Source organism: Sphingomonas sp. HITSZ_GF, from assembly GCF_029543155.1.
GTDB lineage: Bacteria > Pseudomonadota > Alphaproteobacteria > Sphingomonadales > Sphingomonadaceae > Sphingomonas.
Genome location: NZ_JARQXA010000006.1, coordinates 1 through 18447 on the forward strand (window position 1 = coordinate 1; position 18447 = coordinate 18447).

Below are 18447 nucleotides of genomic sequence, written 5' to 3' on the forward strand. Positions count from 1 at the left end.
GCAGCCCGGTAGCTCGTCAGGCTCATAACCTGAAGGTCGTAGGTTCAAATCCTACTCCCGCAACCAACAACCCCGCACAATAGAAGCCCGCTAGGTGAGCAACTTAGCGGGTTTAATTTTGCCTGTTCGCGCTCGAAATCGCACCCGCATTCCGACGGCTCCGACGTGGGAATTCCGACTAACACTCGTGTAAGTAGTTTCGGCGGACGAACCAGCGCGTCATTTGTCCACGACATCTTGGCGCCGGGTGCTGGACGGCCTTCGAAGCCGGCCGCTATCCGCGCGCCATGCCTATCGTCGCCACGATCATGAACTCGACCACCGGTCAGCCCATTCAGAAACTCACTTTCGGGCGCATGCCGAAACCCTGGGCGTCGTTCACGCTCGAGACCGGCGAGCTGGTGACTGCCGATCGCATCGACGTGGGCAAGCCGGCGCCGGGCAAGGTGGTGGTGCCGGTCGCGGTGTGGGTGACGCCCAAGGGCTAGCTCCGCCCGCCGATCGTCGCGGAGACGCCATTATCGCGGCTTCGCCGTTGACAGCGACGCCCTCGCACGGCTTTCTCCGCCGCGATGAAGCGGATTCTCCTCGCAGTCGTTGCCCTGGCCGTGATCGCGGTCGGCGCGTGGTTCTTCTTCCTGCGGACCAGCGGGGTTCCCGTCTATGCGGTGAACATCGCCGCAACGCATCCGCACGACCCGACGGCCTTCACCGAAGGCCTCTTCTTCAAGGGCGGCGCGCTCTACGAGAGCACCGGCGAGATCGGCAGCTCGACGATCCGCAAGGTCGACCTCGCCACCGGCAAGATCCTCCAGCAGGCCGAGTTGCCCGCCCCCTATTTCGGCGAGGGCATCATCGCGTTCGGCGACAAGCTCTACCAGGTCACCTGGCAGGACAAGACCGGCTTCACCTACAACCTCAAGGACTTCGCGCTGGGCGACACCTTCTCCTACACCGGAGAGGGCTGGGGCATGACCGAGAACGGCAAGAACATCATCTTGTCCGACGGCACGCCCGAGCTGCGCTTCCTCGATCCCAAGACCATGCAGGTCGCTTCGACGCTGACGGTTACCGCCAATGGCTGCCCGGTCGCGAAGCTCAACGAGCTCGAATGGGTCGATGGCGAGATCTGGGCGAACATCTGGCAGACCAACCTGATCGCGCGCATCGACCCCGCCAACGGCGAGGTGAAGAGCTTCCTCGACGTCACCGGCATCGCTCCCAAGAGCGACGATCCCGACGTGGTGCCCAACGGCATCGCCTATGACGCCGCATCCAAGCGGGTGTTCGTCGTCGGCAAGCGCTGGCCGCAGCTCTTCGAAGTCAAGCAGGGCGCTGCGGTGAGCAACAGCGCCCAGGCGACCCAGCTCACCACCTGCAGCAAATAACCCCGGACTGGACGCGGCGCGCCGCGGCGCGCTATCGGTTCGCTGCGGGCGAAACCGGTTACATCGGCATGAATCGCCCCAGGAGAGGTGATCATGCTGCGTATCCTGGCCGCGCTTGCCGCGCTGTTCCTGGCTGTTCCCGCGCCCGCCCAGGTTGAGCAGAAGACTGCCACCGGTCCGGCTGCCGTCCGCGCCACCTCGCCCGACGGCAACATCGAAGTGACGGTGACCACCGACGGCGACGGGCGGCCCTATTACTCGGTGTCGCGCAGCGGCAAGATCGTCATCCGCCCCTCGCGGCTGGGCTTCCTGCTCGGCGACGCGCCCAAGCTGGAGCGCGACTTCGCGATCATCGGGCAGGAGACCAGCAAGTCCGACAGCAGCTGGGACCAGCCCTGGGGCGAATGGAAGACGATCCGCGACAACCATGTCGAGCTGCGCGTTCGGCTGCAGGAGCAGATCGCGCTCCGCCGCGAAATGGTGGTGGTGTTCCGCCTGTTCGACGACGGTATCGGCTTCCGCTACGAGCTGCCCGCCCAGCCCAACCTCAAGACGATGCACATCGCCGACGAACTGACCGAGTTCGACCTGGCGCAGGACGGCACAGCCTGGTGGATTCCGGGCGCCGAATGGAACCGCGACGAATATCTGTGGCACAAGACGCCGATCCGCGAGGTCCCGCTCGCGCATACGCCGCTGACGCTGAAGCTCGACGACGGCACCCATGTCGCGATCCACGAGGCGGCGCTGGTCGACTATTCGGGCATGTGGCTGCAGGGCACCGAGGGCGGCACCAAGCTGAAGGCGGTGCTCGAGCCCGGCGCGATGGGGCCGAAGGTGAGCCGCGTGCTGCCCTTCGCCACGCCGTGGCGGACGATCGTGATCACCGACGATGCGCCGGGCCTCTATCGCTCGCACATCGAGCTCAATTTGAACGAGCCCAACAAGCTGGGCGACGTCAGCTGGTTCAAGCCCGGCAAATATGTCGGCGTGTGGTGGGAGATGCATCTCGACAAGGCGACCTGGTCGACAGGGGCCAAGCACGGCGCGACCACCGCGAACGTGAAGCACTACATCGATTTCGCCGCCGCCAACGGCTTCAAGGGCGTGCTGGCCGAAGGCTGGAACGTCGGGTGGGACGGCCATTGGTTCGCCAATGGCAACGACTTCCAGTTCGACAAGCCGACCCCCGATTTCGACGCCGATGCGCTTGCCGCCTATGCCAGGAAGAAGGGCGTGCAGTTGATCGGCCACCACGAGACCGGCGGATCGACTACCCATTACGAGCAGCAGCTCGACCGCGCCTTCGCCTTTGCCCAGGCGCATGGCGAGAGCGTGGTGAAGACGGGCTATGTCACCGATGCCGGGCAGCTCGAGCGGGTCGAGCCCGACGGCCGCCAGCTGCGCGAATGGCATGACGGCCAGTACAGCGCCAACCACCATCTCAAGGTGGTCACCACCGCCGCCAAGTATAAGATCGCGATCGACAGCCACGAGCCGATCAAGGACACCGGCCTGCGCCGCACCTATCCCAACTGGATCAGCAGCGAGCATGCCCGCGGCATGGAATATAATGGCTGGGGCAATCCCAAGAACCCGCCCGAGCATGAGGCGAACCTGGTGTTCACCCGCATGCTCGCCGGGCCGATGGACTTCACCCCCGGCGTGCTGAGCCTGGTCGGCAAGGGCGACACGCCGATCGAATCGACGATCGCCAAGCAACTCGCCTTGTACGTGGTGATCTATTCGCCGGTGCAGATGGCGGCGGACCTGCCGGAGAATTATGCCCGCTTCCCCGGGCCGATGCGCTTCATCAAGGACGTGCCGACCGACTGGATCGACACGCGCGTGCTCAACGGCGAGGTGGGCGACTATGTGACCTTCGCGCGCCAGGCGCGGGACGACCCGGACTGGTATCTGGGCGCGGTGGGCGACGAGCAGGCGCGCACGCTGAGCGTGAAGCTCGACTTCCTGACGCCCAGCAAGCGCTACGAGGCGCAGATCTACCGCGACGGCGACGATGCCGATTATCGCGGTGACAAGCGCTTCTCCATCGCAATCGAGAAGAAGCGGGTTACCGCCGAGGACACGCTGGTGCTCAAGCTGGCGCCGGGCGGCGGGCAGGCGATCCGGTTCAAGGCGCTTTGACTGCCCGTTGCCCCGGCGAAAGCCGGGGTCTCAGGCGGCGCCTTCCCCGCGCCTTCGCATGAGATCCCGGCTTTCGCCGGGATGACGGATTGGTGCGGGATGACGGTTATGCATCAGCCGGCGGTCGTCACCCAGCCTACCTTGGGATCGTTGAAGTCGACGACGTCGCGCAGCTCCCAGACGTTCGCATAGCCATAGCCGACCAGGTTGATGAAGGTCTGGATGTTGAGCGCGAGCTGCGGGTTCTTGAGCGGAACCGGGCTGCGGTGGTTCGAGAAATTGTTGTTGCAGTAGATCAGGATCGGGCGGTCGCGGTTCGGGCCGACCACAGCGGCCAGCGCCTCCGCGGTGAAATCGGTGAAGGGCAGGTTGACCGCGCCGGCGATATGGCCGCGCGCAAAGGCATCCTTCGAGCGGGCATCGAGCAGCAGGACGTCCTTCCCGGCTGCCATCGCCTGGAACTTGTCGAAGGCGAGCAGCCGCTTGGCGCGCAGCGCACGGACGTCGCGGGTCAGTGTGGCGAAGCCGGCATAGTCGATCTGCGGATTGGCGGGCGGGTCCTGCGGTGCGGCCAGGCTGAGTGCCAGGGCAGTGAAAAGCAGCATCGGCCTTCTCCCATGCGAATCGGATGCGCAACGATCTCCCCGCGGGGCTGCACCTGCGCTGAACAACCGGCAGGCCGAGAGACGGCGCCGGCACCGGCAAAGTGAAGGGAGTCGACCAACATTATTTCACTTTGCCGCCGCTCCCCGCCGCCGGCTGAAACGGGCGAGGCGGAGTCGGTCAACATGCCGATGACATGATCATGCAGAATCCTACATTGCAAGCGCCGGGATCGGCAGGAAACAAAGTTGCGCGGGCTTCACACCGCGCTACACCCGTCTCCAAAGCGAGAGGGGATTAGCAGCATGTCCAGCCTGTTCCGGTTGAAGCCGATCACTGCCGAGGAGGATCGGCCGCCCGAGCATCGGCTCGCGCGCACGCTGTCCTGGCCGCATCTCGTCGCGTTGGGAGTGGGCGCGATCGTGGGCACCGGCATCCTGACGCTGATCGGCGTCGGCGCGGACCGTGCAGGACCGGCGGTGATCCTCTCCTTCGTCGTTGCCGGCGCGATCTGCGCCTGCGCCGCGCTCGCCTATGCCGAGCTGGCGACGATGATCCCCACGTCGGGCAGCGCCTATACCTATAGCTATACCACGCTCGGCGAGATCGTCGCCTGGGTGGTGGGGTGGAGCCTGCTCGCCGAATATACGCTCGTCGTGGCGACAGTGGCGGTGGGCTGGTCGGGCTATGCGACACCGTTCCTGACCGGGATCGGCGTGCCGGTGGAGCTGACGCACGGGCCGCAGATGGCGGGCTGGCAGATCGCGCATTGGGGCGTGAACGTGCCGGCGTTGTTTGTCGTCTGGCTGGTCTCGGGCCTGCTGATCCTCGGCACCCGCGAGAGCGCGACGCTCAACGCGATCCTGGTGGTAGTGAAGCTGGTCGCGCTCGCGGTGTTCGTCGCGGTGGCGCTGCCCTATTTCAACGCCGCCAATTTTGATCCCTTCGCACCGTTCGGCTTTGCCAAGCACATGACCGAAGGTGGCGTGGAGCGCGGCGTGATGGCGGCGGCAGCGATCATCTTCTTCGCCTTCTACGGCTTCGACGCGATCTCCACGGCGGCGGAAGAAGCCAAGAATCCCGGGCGCGACCTGGCGATCGGCATCGTCGGATCGATGATCGCCTGCGTCGCCATCTACATGATCGTCGCAGTCGCCGCGGTGGGGGCGCTGAGCTACACGCGCTTCGCCGACAGCCCCGAGCCGCTGGCGCTGATCCTGCGCGAGATCGGCCAGCCCGGCGTCGCCAAGTTCCTGGCGCTGAGCGCGATCATCGCGCTGCCCACGGTGATCCTGGGTTTCCTGTTCGGCCAGAGCCGGATCTTCTTCGTGATGGCACGCGACGGCATGCTGCCCCAGAGCCTCGCCAAGGTCTCGAAGCGCGGCACGCCGGTGCGCATCACCATCTTCACGGCATGCGTAGTCAGCATCTTTGCCGCCTTCCTGCCGATCGACGAGATCGCCGCGCTGGCCAATGCCGGCACGCTGCTCGCCTTTGCTGCGGTCGGCCTGTGCCTGCTCGTGCTGCGCCGCCGTTCGCCGGACGCGCCGCGCCCGTTCCGCACGCCGGCGCCCTGGCTGGTCGGGCTGGGGGCGATCTTCGGCTGCGCCTATCTGTTCATCAGCCTGCCAGAGCGCACGCAGATCTGGTTCGGTTGCTGGAACCTCTTGGGTTTGGTCGTCTATTTCGCCTATGCACGCCGCAACGCAGCAAAGGGGTGAGCGATGGCGGGCTGGACGATCGGGATCATCGGCGGTTCGGGGCTCTACGATGTGGAGGGCATCGAGGAGGGCGAGTGGATCTCGACCGAGAGCCCCTGGGGCAAGCCTTCGGATGACTGCTTCGTCGGTCGGGTCGGCCATGTCCGCGTAGTGTTCCTGCCGCGTCACGGCCGCGGGCACCGCGTCTCGCCGAGCGATCTCAACGTCCGCGCCAATATCGACGTGCTGAAGCGCCTGGGCGTGACCGACGTGCTGGCAATCTCCTCGGTGGGATCGCTCGTGGAGGAGCGCGCGCCGGGCACCTTCACGATCGCCGACCAGTTCATCGACCGCACCAAGGGCCGGCCCTCGAGCTTCTTCGGCGAGGGCATGGTCGCGCATGTCTCGATGGCCGATCCGGTCTGCCCACGCCTTTCCGCGCTGGCGGCCGAGGCTTCGAAGGCGGCGGGGGCGACGACGCATGTCGGGGGCACCTATCTGGCGATGGAAGGCCCGCAATTCTCGACCCGCGCCGAGAGCAATCTCTACCGCAGCTGGGGCTGCGACATCATCGGCATGACCGGCATGCCCGAGGCCAAGCTGTGCCGCGAGGCGGAGCTGCCCTATGCGCTGGTCGGCATGGTCACCGACTATGACTGCTGGCGTGAGGGCGAGGAGGCGGTGGACGTCGCCACGGTGATCGCGCAGCTCGGCACCAATGCCGACAAGGCGCGCAAGCTGGTGATGCACCTGCTCACCAACCTGCCCGAGGAGCGCCCGTCCTCGCCGATCGACACCTGCCTCGATTTCGCGCTGATCACTGCGCCGAACGCCCGCGATCCGCATCTCCTGCGCAAGCTCGACGCCATCGCCGGCCGCGCGCTCTCCAACTAAGGAACCATCATGTCGTTTCTCGCTGCCCTTGCCCTGCTCGCCGCGCAGGACGCGCCCGCGCCCGATCGCTCGCAGGACATGGCCTGGCAGAGCCAGCAGATGCTGGCTCTGGCCAAGCTGAACGGCGCCGATGGCTGGCACAGCACGCCCGAGGGGCTGCGCTGGCGCCGGATCAAGGGCGATGGCAGCGGCAAGCACCCGACCGTGGCGGACACGGTGACGCTGCACTATGCCGGCAGCTTCATCGACGGCGAGAAGTTCGACAGCTCGTACGACCGCGGCGAGCCGGCGACCTTCCCGCTCGGCATGCTGATCAAGGGTTGGCAGGTCGCGGTGCCGCTGATGGGCGTAGGTGACACGTTCGAAGTCGCGATCCCCGCCAACCTTGGCTATGGCTTCAAGGGCAAGGGGCCGATCCCGGGCGGCGCGACGCTGATGTTCAAGATCGAGCTGCTCGACATTCCTGCGGCGCAGTAGGTCCACTCCAGATTTCCCCAGAAACTCGTGGCCCGGGCGATCGTGATCGTCCGGGCTTTCCATGGTTCGACTTGTTCGGGCAGCGGACAGGCGCCTGCCTGCCACTGTGTTGCCTTTGTGGCACACGTCCGGATAAACGTTTCCAAAGGTTGCGATTAATGTTTCTGGTTCTTTACAACTGCAACAGAGTGAAACACCCTTAGCCTAGAGAGGCCCTTCGGGGAGTAGGGCTGCTCGAAACAATCCGGACAAGATCCGGGAGAGAGCGAAGGGATATTCCATGCTGCACCCGACCACCAATCTGCGGCGCCTTGCCCGCAGCGCCGCGCCGCTTGCGCTCGCGCTGGGCATGATCGCCGCGCCGGCGCATGCGCAGACCACGCCTGCCGCGCCGCAGGACAAGCCGGCTGCCGAGGAAGGCGATTCGATCGTCGTCACCGGATCGCTGCTGCGCCGCACCGACACCGAGACGCCGTCGCCGGTCACCGTGCTGACCTCGGACTCGCTTGCCAAGGCGGGCATCACCACGATGAGCGACGCGATCCGCTCGATCTCGGCCGACAGCGCCGGCTCGATCGGCACCGGCTTCCAGACCGGCTTCTCCGCGGGTGGCTCGGCCGTGTCGCTGCGCGGCCTGGGCGTGTCCTCGACGCTGGTGCTGGTCGATGGCCTGCGTTCGACCAACTTCCCGATCAACGACGACGGCCACAACGCCTATGTCGACCTCAACTCGATTCCGTTCAGCCTGGTCGACCGCGTCGAAGTGCTGAAGGACGGTGCGTCCTCGACCTATGGCGCGGATGCGATCGGCGGCGTGGTCAACATCATCCTGAAGAAGCAGTTCAACGGCGTTGCCGGCACCGTCGAGGGTGGCGTGGCCGAGCGCGGCGATGCGGGCCATATCCGCGCCGACCTCACCGTGGGCTTCGGCGACTATGAGAAGTCGGGCTTCAACTTCTACCTCAACGGCGAATATCAGCGCGACGACCGCGTTTCGAACCACGACCGCGGCTTCCCGTACAACACGCAGGACCTGACTGCGATCGGCGGCAACGACAACAACACCGCCGACAGCGGCCTGACGGTCAACACGCCCACGGCCTATGTCGTGCGCACCACGCAGAGCGACCTGAACAATCCGCTGAGCGGCGGCACTGCGGTCACCAACGATCCCGGCCAGACCTATGCGACCTACACCGCGCTGGGCATCGCCAACTGCGCGCGGCCGACCTACACGGTCACCACCGGCGCGGCGCGCGGCGTCGGCTGCCCCTATGACCTCACCGACCTGTACCGCCAGATCCAGCCGCTGCAGGAGCGCTATTCGCTCAATGGCCGCCTGAGCGTGCGCCTGGGCGAGAATGTCGAAGGCTATGTCACCGGCAGCTTCAGCCGCAGCTATGTCTCGATCACCAGCGCCTTTCCCTCGGCGATCCGCCAGACCCAGCCGTTCGGTGGCAGCCCGCTCGTCGCGACGAGCAACCCGGGCATTGTGCTGCCCTATTTCGTCTGCTCGGCGGGCACGAATTGCGCCACCGCGGCGGATCGGCGCCTGAACCCGAACAATCCCTATGCCACCAACGCGGCGGCAACCCCGGCGATTGCCGCCGCGAACGCCGCGCGCATCTATTATCTGTTCGGCGACATTCCCGGCGGCAGCGAACGCACCAACGACGTGTATCGCTTCAGCGCGGGCCTCAACGGCAGCTTCGGCGACGATCGCTGGAACTGGCGGCTCGAGGGCGTCTATGCGCGTGACAATCTGGAGATCACGCAGCACGGCCTGATCAACATCGCCGCGCTACGCCAGGTGATCAACACGGGCGCGTACAATTTCGTCAATCCGAGCCAGAACAGCCAGGCGGTGCGCAACCAGCTTGCGCCGGACAAGACCACACCGTCCTATTCCGAAATGTACTCGCTCGACGCCTCGCTCACCGGCGAGCTGGCGACGCTGCCGGGCGGACCGCTGCAGCTCGCGGTCGGCGGCCAGGTGCGGCGCGAGAAGCTGGAGAACAACAACCAGAACGCGGCGCTCGACACCTATGGCCTGACGACGTCGTCGGCATTCGGTGCGCATACTGTCTATGCCGCCTTCGCCGAGCTCGACGCGCCGATCCTGTCGACGCTCGACGTCAACCTGTCCGGCCGATACGACCATTATTCGGAAGGCTATGGCCGCTTCTCGCCCAAGGTCGGCATCAAGTTCGCGCCGGTCAAGGAATTCGCGGTTCGCGGTACCTATTCGCAGGGCTTCCGTGCGCCGACCTTCGCCGAAGCCGGGCCGCGCAGCCAATATGCCGGGTTCGTCACCATCACGCCGCCGGGCGCCTTCTGCGCGCAGCATGGCGGCAGCAACAATGCCGGCGCCTGCGTGAACGGCGGCAATCCGTATAACTTCCAATATTCGGTCGGCCGCGGCTTCGCGGGCAACCCCGATCTCGAGCCGGAAAAGTCGCGCAGCTTCACCGCAGGCGTGATCTTCCAGCCGGCGAAGTGGTTCAGCGCCACGGTCGACTATTACAATGTGAAGAAGAGCAATCTGGTGGCGAACGGCCCGCTCGCGGGCGCCGCGATCAACGCCTACTATTCGGTTGCCGGCAACAGCTATGCGTCGGCGGCGGCAGCGTCGGCGGCGGGCTGTGCCGCGGTGGCGGCAGTGGGCGCGGGCTATTCGTGCAACCTGATCGACGGCGTCGATCCGCTGTTCCCCAACGCGTTGCCGCGCGTGCTGATCGTCAATGCGCCGTTCGTGAACGTGAACTCGGACAAGACCGAAGGCCTCGATTTCTCGGCGACGTTCTCGGCCCCGATCAGCAGCGGGGTGAAGTTCACCAGCCGCGTCGAGGCGACCTATGTCCTGCGCTACGATCGTGACACGGCGGCGGGCATCCAGCGCTTCGCCGGCACGTTCGGGCCCTATGACCTGTCCTCCGGCAACGGCACGCCGCGCATCCGCGGCAACTGGCAGAACACGCTGGACTTCGGCAACTACACGATCAGCGCGACTACCTATTATGTCGGCCGGATCAAGGAAGTCGCCACCGACCAGGGCAATCTGTCGACGGCCTGCACCGCCAATCTCTACAAGGTGGCGGCATCGGCGCCGGGCTATGAGAAGTTCTGCTATGTCAACAGCTTCATCAGCGTCGATCTCAACCAGACCTTCCGCGTCGCCGACGACTTCACCTTCTTCCTGAACGTGAAGAACCTGCTCGATGCGCGAGCTCCGGTCGCACCGGCCGCCTATGCCAGCGCGCCGAACTTCCTTACCACCTGGCACTATTCCGGCCTGATCGGCCGCCAGTTCCGGGCGGGCGCGACCTTCAAGTTCTGACAGCGGCTTGAAGATCGTGAAAACGGGGCGGCCTCCTTCGGGAGGCCGCCTTTTTTCGTTCAGAAGCGGATGCCGACACCGGTCGTCACATTGTTGGTGACGATGCCGCGGGCATAGTCGGTGTAGCGATATTCGCTCTTCCAATAGGCATTGGGGAGCAGCTTCACCTCGACGCCCGCGCCGAGCAGCACGCCGTCGAGATTGTTGCGGCTGCTGCTGGTGACGCCGGCGGAGGTGAGGTCCTCGCGCAGCTGCAGATTGGCATAGCCGAGCTTGCCGTAAAGCAGGGTGTTGGAGGTGATCGGAGTGCCGAGCCGTGCGGCCGCGGTGATCTCGCGCCGCTTGCGCAGTTCGCCGCCGTCGGTGGCGTCGCCATAGCTGTAGCCGGTATCGGCGAGATTGACCCCGACATCCACGCCGGCGATCAGTTTCGGTGCCACCGCGACGTCGTAGCCGATCGCCACGCCGTAGCCGAGATCGGCCTGCTTCTCGCGCCCGTCGGTCGCGCTGGCGAGGTCGAAGCGGATCTGGTCGAAACCGATCGTCGCTTCGGCGCGCGGGCCGGTGAATTCGCTCGCATCCTGCGCCAGCGCCGGGGTGGCGGCGAGGCCTGCGGCGGCGATGAGGGCGATACGCAACTTGTTCATTGTCTACTCCATGCACTGGCGCCGCAGGGGGCGGCGGCGCGACGGCAGTGCTGGAGGCGGGGCGTCACGAGGGATTTTCGGGCGATTGCAACGGGATCGCGCTTCGGCTTCGTCTGGTTGCGAGCGTGCAACAAAAAAGGGAGGATCCGGCGGACCCTCCCTTTCCTGTTTCAGCCGATCGCTTGCGATCAGGAAGCGAGCTTGCGCAGCACGTAGTGCAGGATGCCGCCGTTGAGGAAATATTCCAGCTCGTTGACGGTATCGATCCGGCAGCGAGTGAGGAAGGTTTCCTTGGTGCCGTCCTCGCGGGTGAGCTCGACCTCGACGTCCTGGCGCGGGCGCAGGCCCGCGACGTTCTTGATCGTGAAGGTGTCGCTGCCCTTGAGCTTCAGCGTCTCGCGAGTCACGCCTTCCGCGAACTGCAGCGGCAGGATGCCCATGCCGACCAGGTTCGAGCGGTGGATGCGCTCGAAGCTCTCGGTGATCACGGCGCGGACGCCGAGCAGGTTGGTGCCCTTGGCTGCCCAGTCGCGCGACGAGCCGGTGCCATATTCCTTGCCCGCGACGATCACGAGCGCGGTGCCGTCCGCCTTGTGGCGCATCGCGGCGTCGTAGATCGGCATGACCTGACCGCCATAGCGCGTCATGCCACCCTCTATTCCGCTAACCATTTCATTTTTAATGCGAATATTGGCAAACGTGCCCCGAACCATGACTTCGTCATTGCCGCGGCGCGCGCCGTAGCTGTTGAAGTCCTTCTTCGAGACCTGATGCTCCTGCAGGAAGGTGCCTGCCGGGCTGTCCGCCTTGATCGAGCCGGCCGGCGAGATGTGGTCGGTGGTGATCGAGTCGCCGAGGATGGCGAGCGGCTTGGCTTCGATGATGTCGGTGACCGGGGCGGGGGTCATCGACATGCCCTCGAAATAGGGCGGGTTGTGGATGTAGGTCGAGCTGGTCGGCCAGCGATAGGTGTCCGAGCCGGTCACGTCGATCTTCTGCCAGTGCGCGTCGCCGGCATAGACATTGGCGTAGCGCGAACGGAACATCGCATCGTCGATGTTGGCGGTGATCAGCCCGGCGACTTCCTCGTTCGAGGGCCAGATGTCCTTGAGGAACACCGGACCATCGGTGCCTTCGCCGATCGGCGTCTCGTACATGTCCTCGGTCACCGTGCCCTTGAGCGCATAGGCGACGACCAGCGGCGGCGAGGCGAGGAAGTTGGCGCGCACGTCCGGCGAGACGCGGCCCTCGAAGTTGCGGTTGCCCGACAGCACCGAGGCGGCGACGATGTCGTTGCCGTTGATCGCCGCCGAGATCGGCTCGGCGAGCGGGCCCGAATTGCCGATGCAGGTCGTGCAGCCATAGCCGACCAGGTTGAACCCGATCGCATCGAGATCCTCGGTCAGCCCGGTCTTGTTGAGATAGTCGGTGACCACCTGCGAGCCCGGCGCCAGCGAGGTCTTCACCCAGGGCTTGCGGGTCAGGCCCTTCTCGCGCGCCTTGCGGGCGACGAGGCCGGCCGCGATCAGCACCGAGGGGTTCGAGGTGTTGGTGCACGACGTGATCGCCGCGATCACCACGTCGCCGTCGCGGATGCCGTGATCGACACCCTCGACATCGGCGCGCGCGGCATGGTCCTTCTTATAGACCTTGGTCAGGTCGCCGTTGAACACTTCGTCGACGCTGTCGAGGCTGACGCGGTCCTGCGGGCGCTTCGGGCCGGCGAGCGACGGGCGCACGCTCGACATGTCGAGCTCGAGCGTGTCGGTGAAGATCGGCTCGGGGCCGTTCACGTCGTGCCACATGCCCTGCGCCTTGGCATAGGCCTCGACCAGCGCGACGGTCTCGTCCGGACGGCCGGTGAGGCGCATGTAATCGAGCGTCTTGTCGTCGATCGGGAAGAAGCCGCAGGTCGCGCCGTACTCGGGCGCCATGTTGGCGATCGTCGCGCGATCCGCCAGCGTCATCGCGTGCAGGCCCGGGCCGTAGAACTCGACGAAGCGGCCGACCACGCCCTTGGCGCGCAGCATCTGGGTGACGGTGAGCACCAGGTCGGTGGCGGTGATGCCCTCGCCGAGCTTGCCGGTCAGCTTGAAGCCGACGACTTCGGGGATGAGCATCGACACCGGCTGGCCGAGCATCGCAGCCTCGGCCTCGATGCCGCCGACGCCCCAGCCGAGCACGCCCAGGCCATTGACCATCGTGGTGTGGCTGTCGGTGCCGACCAGCGTGTCCGGATAGGCGATGTTCGCGCCGTCACCGGTCTTCGACGACCAGATCGACTGCGAGATATATTCGAGGTTCACCTGGTGGCAGATGCCGGTGCCCGGCGGAACCACCGAGAAATTGTCGAGCGCCTTCGAGCCCCACTTCAGGAATTCGTAGCGCTCGGCATTGCGCTCATATTCAAGGGCAACGTTATCCTCGAACGCCTTGGGCGTGCCGAACTCGTCGACCATCACCGAGTGATCGATGACGAGGTGGACGGGGACCTGCGGATTGATCTTCTGCGCGTCGCCGCCGAGCTTGGTGATCGCATCGCGCATCGCGGCGAGATCGACCACGCAGGGCACGCCGGTGAAGTCCTGCATCAGCACGCGCGCCGGGCGATACTGGATCTCGCGGTTCGAGCGCGCGTCCTTCTGCCAGTCGACGATCGCCTGGGCATCGTCCTTGGTGACGGTGGTGCCGTCCTCGAAGCGCAGCATGTTCTCGAGCAGCACCTTCATCGAGAAGGGCAGGCGGCTGATGTCGCCGAGCTTCTTCGCGGCCTTGGGCAGCGAGAAATAGTCATAGCTGGCGGTGCCGACGGTGAGCGTGTCGCGAGTGCCGAGGGTATCGTTGCCGATGGCGGTCATGTGGCGCGGGGTCCTTTCCCAGTCTGTCCGGTCCCGGGCGCTCGGGGGACGCTAGCCTCTTTGTAGGCCGCGCGGGCGCAACGGGTGCTGCGAATGCGAAGATTCGCCGGTGCCGCTAGCACGGGTGTGGGGAGAGGGGAAGGGGAGGGTGTAGGAGGAAATGTCAATGCGCCGCGGGATGGATCGGCGCGAAGAAACTGATCAGCGCTGCCATCAGCACGCCGAGCCTTGTGACGCGAAGCATCACCATGGCCCGTCCGCTATATACCCCCGACTTCCGATAATCGTCGGTTGCGTCCCGTAGACTCTTGGGAAGCAGGATCTCCTCCACGCGAAACTCGGACTTCTGCGGCATGTGGATCGGGTCACCCAGCCAGTGTTTTCGCATCCATTTCGAGGCTCTGAACTCCACGAGCTTTCGCAACTCTACGCGGAAACGCGCAAGCAGGCGGCTTCGCCGACGGCGGGCTTTCTCCGGGTCAGGTTGCCCCGTTCCGGTATTGCCACCACCGGCCTTATTGGGTTCCTCGTCTTTCGCGAGCTTCGGGTCAGGTTGCTCCGTTCCGATATTGCCACCACTGGTCTCATTGGGTTCCTCGTCTTTCGCGAGGTCATCCAGGGACAGGGGGAGGCCACTCCCGATCTGATATCTTAGCGGTGGAGGGATGTTCGGTAGATCCTTCCCATAGGCAATCTGGAGCGCTTTTCCCAAGTATAGATAATATAATATGCGTTGGGTTACCAGGCTCTTGTAATTGGCTTTGTAGAAATCAGTAAGATAATATGATTTTATTTGTCTAAAAAATATCCAGACAAGGCTCGAAAAAAGAGCAGATCGAATAAATCTTGACAGTATTGATCGAGTAATATCCTCAATTACTATATATCGCATCAGCTTGTACAGGCCATCCCCAATCATAGGTAATACGCCACCAAAGGCAGTCATGATCCCGTACATCGTCGCCAGCAGGACCAGCCAGACGGCATAATACATGTTCCACTCGGTCGATTGCAGCGTGTGAAGTCGATCCTTCGCGAGTTGCGCCGCCTTGAAATACGGCTCCGCTTTTTCCGTAGCGTTCATCATCCCCTCCCCCGAGCAGACAAGGACAAAGCTTATCAGGATGCGAAGGCGGTGCAACGGCTCCGCAACTCTCGATGTTTATCTTTTGTTCTTCCAATGTAGGAAAATCCCCCATAACTGATTCCGCTCCATAACCACGGAGCGAGTCGCGATGGCGGGCGAGTTTGGGCGGTTGCGTTGGTCGGGGGCGGTGCGGGAGGCGTTCCTGCGCGGGCTGGCGGCGCATGGTTCGGTGCGGCGGGCGTGCCGCGAGACGGGGATGAGCGCTCCCGGCGCCTATTGGGTGCGCAAGCATGATCCCGATTTCGAGAAGCTCTGGCTGAAGGCAGTCGCCCGGGCGGGCGAGGCGCGGGCGGCGCGGCTGGCCGAGGCGGCGGCCAAGGTGTCGCGGCGCGACGGCATGTTCGGCGACTATCGCCAGCGCCGCGACGGCTGGACCCCGGTGCGCACCCGCATCTTCCTGCGCGCGCTCTCCGAGACCGGCTGCGTGCGCGATGCCTGTGCGCGGGCGAACATCTCCAACCAGTCGGCCTATCGGATGCGCAAGCGCGACCTGAACTTCGCGCGTGCCTGGGAGAAGGCGCTCGATACCGCCGCGCCGACGCTCGAGCAGGCTGCCTTCGAGCGCGCGGTCGAGGGCTGGGACGAGATCGTGTGGAAGGACGGCGTCGAGGTTTCGCGCAAGCGGCGCTATTCGGACGGCTTGCTCAAGTTCCTGCTGTCGCGCGGCAATCCGGGACAGGCGCGGCGCGGGGCGAGCCAGAAGGAACTGGTCGCCTTCGCCAAGGAAGCGGCGAAGGCCGCGGGCGGGTTCTTCGGCCAGCGGGCGCGGCCCGAGGATACCGATGCCGCGATCATGCGGCAGCTCGACATGATCGACAAGGCACGGGCGATCGAGGCCCGGCACCGCGCCGAGCAGGAAACGGCTTCTGCTGTGGGGATGGATGCGGAGGCGGAGGCGAACGAGGGGGCGAATCCGGAGGACGGGGACGATCGGGATCGGGATCGGGAAACGGCGGAGGCGGCGTGGCCCGCGCGTCCGCGCCAGGCTTTGCCGCGGATCACCGGCTGTCCCTGAGTGCATCCTGTTCCCCGGCGAAGGCCGGGGGAAAGGCAGGCGAGAAGAAGCGGGGCGCTGCGTCGGTTCGGCGGCCCAATTGATACCGCTGGCATAGGGCGCGGTGGGGCGTATTGCGCCGACACGGCACGGACGGCGAAATGCCGGGTGTGGCTTAGCGGTGTATTTTCATGGGCTTGGCGTGAAATTGCCGCGCGCAACTGTGTCTTGACTGTGTCTGACACCGGTATCAAGATGCGCGCCGGAGTAATGGACCGGGTCAACCCGGCCATCCAAGGGGAGAGGCAAGATGAAGGGACTTTGCGCCACGGGTGCGAGCGTCGCACTGCTATTGGCATTATCGGCATGCGACAGCGGCGGCAGCGGATCGGTTTCGACGCCGGCACCGTCGGCAACCCCGACGCCGTCGCCGGGGGCTGCGGTTTCGGGCGTGCTGCCCGCCAATGGCGAGACGGCGGCATATAAGGACACGCTGCTCAAGCTGACCTTCGCCAGCGCCCCGGTGGCGACCGGCAGCGGCAAGATCCGCGTCTATAAGAGCGACGGCACGCTGGTCGACACGATCGACACCTCGGCGGACGTGGTCGCGGCCGGCGGCGAGACGCAGGTGGCGCTGGGCAACGGCAACACCGAGATCGACAAGATCGGCAACGGCGTGCCGAGCCTGACCCAGTGGCGCTTCACCTATTACCGGCCGATCCGGATCGCGGGCAACACGGTGTCGATCAAGCTGCACGACAATGTGCTGGCCTATGATACTTCCTATTATGTGACGATCGACAAGAGCACGTTCAACGGCGAGTTCAACGGATCGAGCACCTTCCAGGGGATCAGCGGCACCACGGCCTGGACGTTCAAGACCAAGTCGGCGCCGACCTCGACCACGGCAGTGACGGTCGACGATGACGGGGCGGCGGATTTCCGCTCGGTGCAGGGCGCGCTCAACTACATGATGACGGTGGGCTGCACCTCGTGCGCGGGCTCGGCCGCGGCCAAGACGATCACGATCAAGAACGGCACCTATGACGAGCAGCTGTTCCTGCGCAACACCAGCAACCTGACCCTGGTGGGCGAGAGCCGCGCGGGCACGGTGGTGACGAGCAGCAACTGGGACGCGTTCAACCCCGGCGTGGGCGGCAGCCGGACGGCGCCGAACACCACCTTCACCAATATCGGCGGCGCCTCGGCGCTGGGCAACCGGCTGTCGCTGGGCGGCGGGCGCGCGGTGATGCTGATCGAGGGCGGCGACCAGATCAAGGTGACCAACTTCACGATGCGGAACACGCATGTGAAGGACGCGACCCAGAACAGCCAGGCCGAGGTGATCTACTTCAACTCGGCGAACATCAACGGCTCGCGCTTCGTCGGCACCGACATGAACTTCCTCAGCACGCAGGACACGCTGCAGATGAAAGGCTGGGTGTGGATCTACAACAGCCTGATCGCCGGCGACGTCGATTTCATCTGGGGCTATCCCTATGCGATGGCGATCGAGAATTCGGAGCTGCGCACGGTCTATGACCCGTCGGCGCCGACTTCGGGCGGATATATCTTCCAGGCGCGCTCGGCCAAGGGCTATCCGGGCTTCGTGGTGCTGGGCGGCTCGCTGACGTCGGAAAGCACGGTGCCGAGCGGATCGACCTATCTGGCGCGCTCGGGCGGCGTCTATCAGGCCGGCGGCTATTGCCAGACCATGCTGGTGCTGGGCGGCGGATCGGCGAGCAACGCGACGCAATATTGCGACAACGTCTCGTTCATCGGCGTGCGGATGGGCGGGCATGTCGCCACCGCCGGCTGGTGGATCACGCCGATCCCCAACCTGTTGCCGAGCAATGCCGAGGGCTGGCGCGAGAGCGGCTCGCTCAACGCGGCGGGCACGGCGCTGTCGATGACCGGACGCAACACCACCTATGGCAGCAGCACCGCGGACCTTTCGGCGCTCAACACCCGCGCCAAGGTTTTCGCGCAGTGGAACGGCACGGTCGGCTGGAACCCGGCGCCCTAGGCCGGAGAATCGGAAAGGGCGCGGGCTTGGGGGCCCGCGCCCACCGATGGTGACCGACGGAGGGAGCCGGCGGTCTGCATGCCCCCGCATTGGGAACGAGGGCAGTGCGGCGGAGGGAGTGGCGTCATGCCGCCCCGATACGCTGTCCACCCGCCCCTAGGGGGCGGGCACGCGGCGGCTCAAGCCGCGCGCTGCTCATTTTGACGAAGCGGCGCGGCCCGGGGCGCC

At 65.3% G+C, this 18447-nt stretch carries 13 protein-coding genes; 9 read left to right on the forward strand and 4 right to left on the reverse strand.

Annotated features, from left to right (window positions below; translation table 11 throughout):
* The first annotated feature begins 287 nt into the window (after positions 1-287).
* The 3 genes from P6144_RS16675 to P6144_RS16685 all read left to right on the forward strand — a co-directional run bounded on the left by P6144_RS16675 (position 288) and on the right by P6144_RS16685 (position 3536).
* Complete coding sequence (locus P6144_RS16675) at positions 288-488, forward strand: hypothetical protein (RefSeq protein ID WP_277768939.1); 201 nt, start codon at positions 288-290, stop codon at positions 486-488.
* Positions 489-572: 84 nt separating this feature from the next.
* The gene (locus P6144_RS16680; RefSeq protein WP_277768940.1) at positions 573-1388 is read left to right on the forward strand and encodes a glutaminyl-peptide cyclotransferase; all 816 of its coding nucleotides are present in this window, start codon (positions 573-575) and stop codon (positions 1386-1388) included.
* A gap of 93 nt (positions 1389-1481) precedes the next feature.
* Positions 1482-3536 (forward strand): glycoside hydrolase family 97 protein, encoded by a 2055-nt coding sequence (locus tag P6144_RS16685; protein ID WP_277768941.1) that lies wholly within the window; start codon positions 1482-1484, stop codon positions 3534-3536.
* A gap of 113 nt (positions 3537-3649) precedes the next feature.
* Here P6144_RS16685 and P6144_RS16690 read toward each other — a convergent pair whose 3' ends face one another.
* Positions 3650-4141 carry a rhodanese-like domain-containing protein gene (locus tag P6144_RS16690; protein WP_277768942.1) on the reverse strand — a complete coding sequence of 164 codons (492 nt, stop codon included), beginning with the start codon at positions 4139-4141 and terminating at the stop codon, positions 3650-3652.
* A gap of 303 nt (positions 4142-4444) precedes the next feature.
* Between P6144_RS16690 and P6144_RS16695 the strand changes: the two genes are divergently transcribed.
* The 4 genes from P6144_RS16695 (at position 4445) to P6144_RS16710 (ending at position 10547) form a co-directional block, all read left to right on the forward strand.
* The gene (locus P6144_RS16695) at positions 4445-5860 is read left to right on the forward strand and encodes an amino acid permease (RefSeq protein ID WP_277768943.1); all 1416 of its coding nucleotides are present in this window, start codon (positions 4445-4447) and stop codon (positions 5858-5860) included.
* 3 nt (positions 5861-5863) lie between these two features.
* Positions 5864-6733, forward strand: a complete 870-nt coding sequence (gene mtnP / locus P6144_RS16700; protein ID WP_277768944.1) for an S-methyl-5'-thioadenosine phosphorylase — start codon at positions 5864-5866, stop codon at positions 6731-6733.
* 9 nt (positions 6734-6742) lie between these two features.
* Entirely contained in the window at positions 6743-7210 is a 468-nt protein-coding gene (locus P6144_RS16705; RefSeq protein ID WP_277768945.1) for an FKBP-type peptidyl-prolyl cis-trans isomerase, read from the forward strand.
* Between the two features lie 280 nt (positions 7211-7490).
* A complete protein-coding gene (locus P6144_RS16710) occupies positions 7491-10547 on the forward strand; it encodes a TonB-dependent receptor (protein WP_277768946.1) in 3057 nt (1018 codons plus the stop codon).
* Positions 10548-10606: 59 nt separating this feature from the next.
* On the opposite strand, the gene P6144_RS16715 is transcribed toward P6144_RS16710, so the two are convergent.
* The 3 genes from P6144_RS16715 to P6144_RS16725 all read right to left on the reverse strand — a co-directional run bounded on the left by P6144_RS16715 (position 10607) and on the right by P6144_RS16725 (position 15136).
* Positions 10607-11194 carry a porin family protein gene (locus P6144_RS16715; RefSeq protein WP_277768947.1) on the reverse strand — a complete coding sequence of 196 codons (588 nt, stop codon included), beginning with the start codon at positions 11192-11194 and terminating at the stop codon, positions 10607-10609.
* A gap of 188 nt (positions 11195-11382) precedes the next feature.
* Positions 11383-14052: an aconitate hydratase AcnA gene (gene acnA / locus P6144_RS16720; protein ID WP_277768948.1), complete on the reverse strand. Its 2670-nt coding sequence runs from the start codon at positions 14050-14052 to the stop codon at positions 11383-11385.
* A 163-nt stretch (positions 14053-14215) separates the two neighbouring features.
* On the reverse strand, positions 14216-15136 hold the full coding sequence (locus tag P6144_RS16725) for a hypothetical protein (RefSeq protein ID WP_277768949.1): 921 nt from the start codon (positions 15134-15136) through the stop codon (positions 14216-14218).
* 151 nt (positions 15137-15287) lie between these two features.
* On the opposite strand from P6144_RS16725, the gene P6144_RS16730 reads away from it, so the two are divergent.
* Positions 15288-16214 (forward strand): hypothetical protein, encoded by a 927-nt coding sequence (locus P6144_RS16730; protein ID WP_277768950.1) that lies wholly within the window; start codon positions 15288-15290, stop codon positions 16212-16214.
* A gap of 289 nt (positions 16215-16503) precedes the next feature.
* Entirely contained in the window at positions 16504-18219 is a 1716-nt protein-coding gene (locus P6144_RS16735; protein WP_277768951.1) for a hypothetical protein, read from the forward strand.
* The last annotated feature ends 228 nt before the right edge of the window (positions 18220-18447 follow it).

Bases quoted from the DNA above. Each gene is read 5' to 3' on its own strand.
- P6144_RS16705 (WP_277768945.1), top strand. From the start codon at position 6,743: ATGTCGTTTCTCGCTGCCCTTGCCCTGCTCGCCGCGCAGGACGCGCCC.
- P6144_RS16735 (WP_277768951.1), top strand. From the start codon at position 16,504: ATGAAGGGACTTTGCGCCACGGGTGCGAGCGTCGCACTGCTATTGGCA.
- P6144_RS16715 (WP_277768947.1), bottom strand. From the start codon at position 11,194: ATGAACAAGTTGCGTATCGCCCTCATCGCCGCCGCAGGCCTCGCCGCC.
- P6144_RS16730 (WP_277768950.1), top strand. From the start codon at position 15,288: ATGGCGGGCGAGTTTGGGCGGTTGCGTTGGTCGGGGGCGGTGCGGGAG.
- P6144_RS16680 (WP_277768940.1), top strand. From the start codon at position 573: ATGAAGCGGATTCTCCTCGCAGTCGTTGCCCTGGCCGTGATCGCGGTC.
- P6144_RS16690 (WP_277768942.1), bottom strand. From the start codon at position 4,141: ATGCTGCTTTTCACTGCCCTGGCACTCAGCCTGGCCGCACCGCAGGAC.
- mtnP (WP_277768944.1), top strand. From the start codon at position 5,864: ATGGCGGGCTGGACGATCGGGATCATCGGCGGTTCGGGGCTCTACGAT.
- P6144_RS16695 (WP_277768943.1), top strand. From the start codon at position 4,445: ATGTCCAGCCTGTTCCGGTTGAAGCCGATCACTGCCGAGGAGGATCGG.
- P6144_RS16685 (WP_277768941.1), top strand. From the start codon at position 1,482: ATGCTGCGTATCCTGGCCGCGCTTGCCGCGCTGTTCCTGGCTGTTCCC.
- P6144_RS16725 (WP_277768949.1), bottom strand. From the start codon at position 15,136: ATGAACGCTACGGAAAAAGCGGAGCCGTATTTCAAGGCGGCGCAACTC.
- P6144_RS16675 (WP_277768939.1), top strand. From the start codon at position 288: ATGCCTATCGTCGCCACGATCATGAACTCGACCACCGGTCAGCCCATT.
- P6144_RS16710 (WP_277768946.1), top strand. From the start codon at position 7,491: ATGCTGCACCCGACCACCAATCTGCGGCGCCTTGCCCGCAGCGCCGCG.
- acnA (WP_277768948.1), bottom strand. From the start codon at position 14,052: ATGACCGCCATCGGCAACGATACCCTCGGCACTCGCGACACGCTCACC.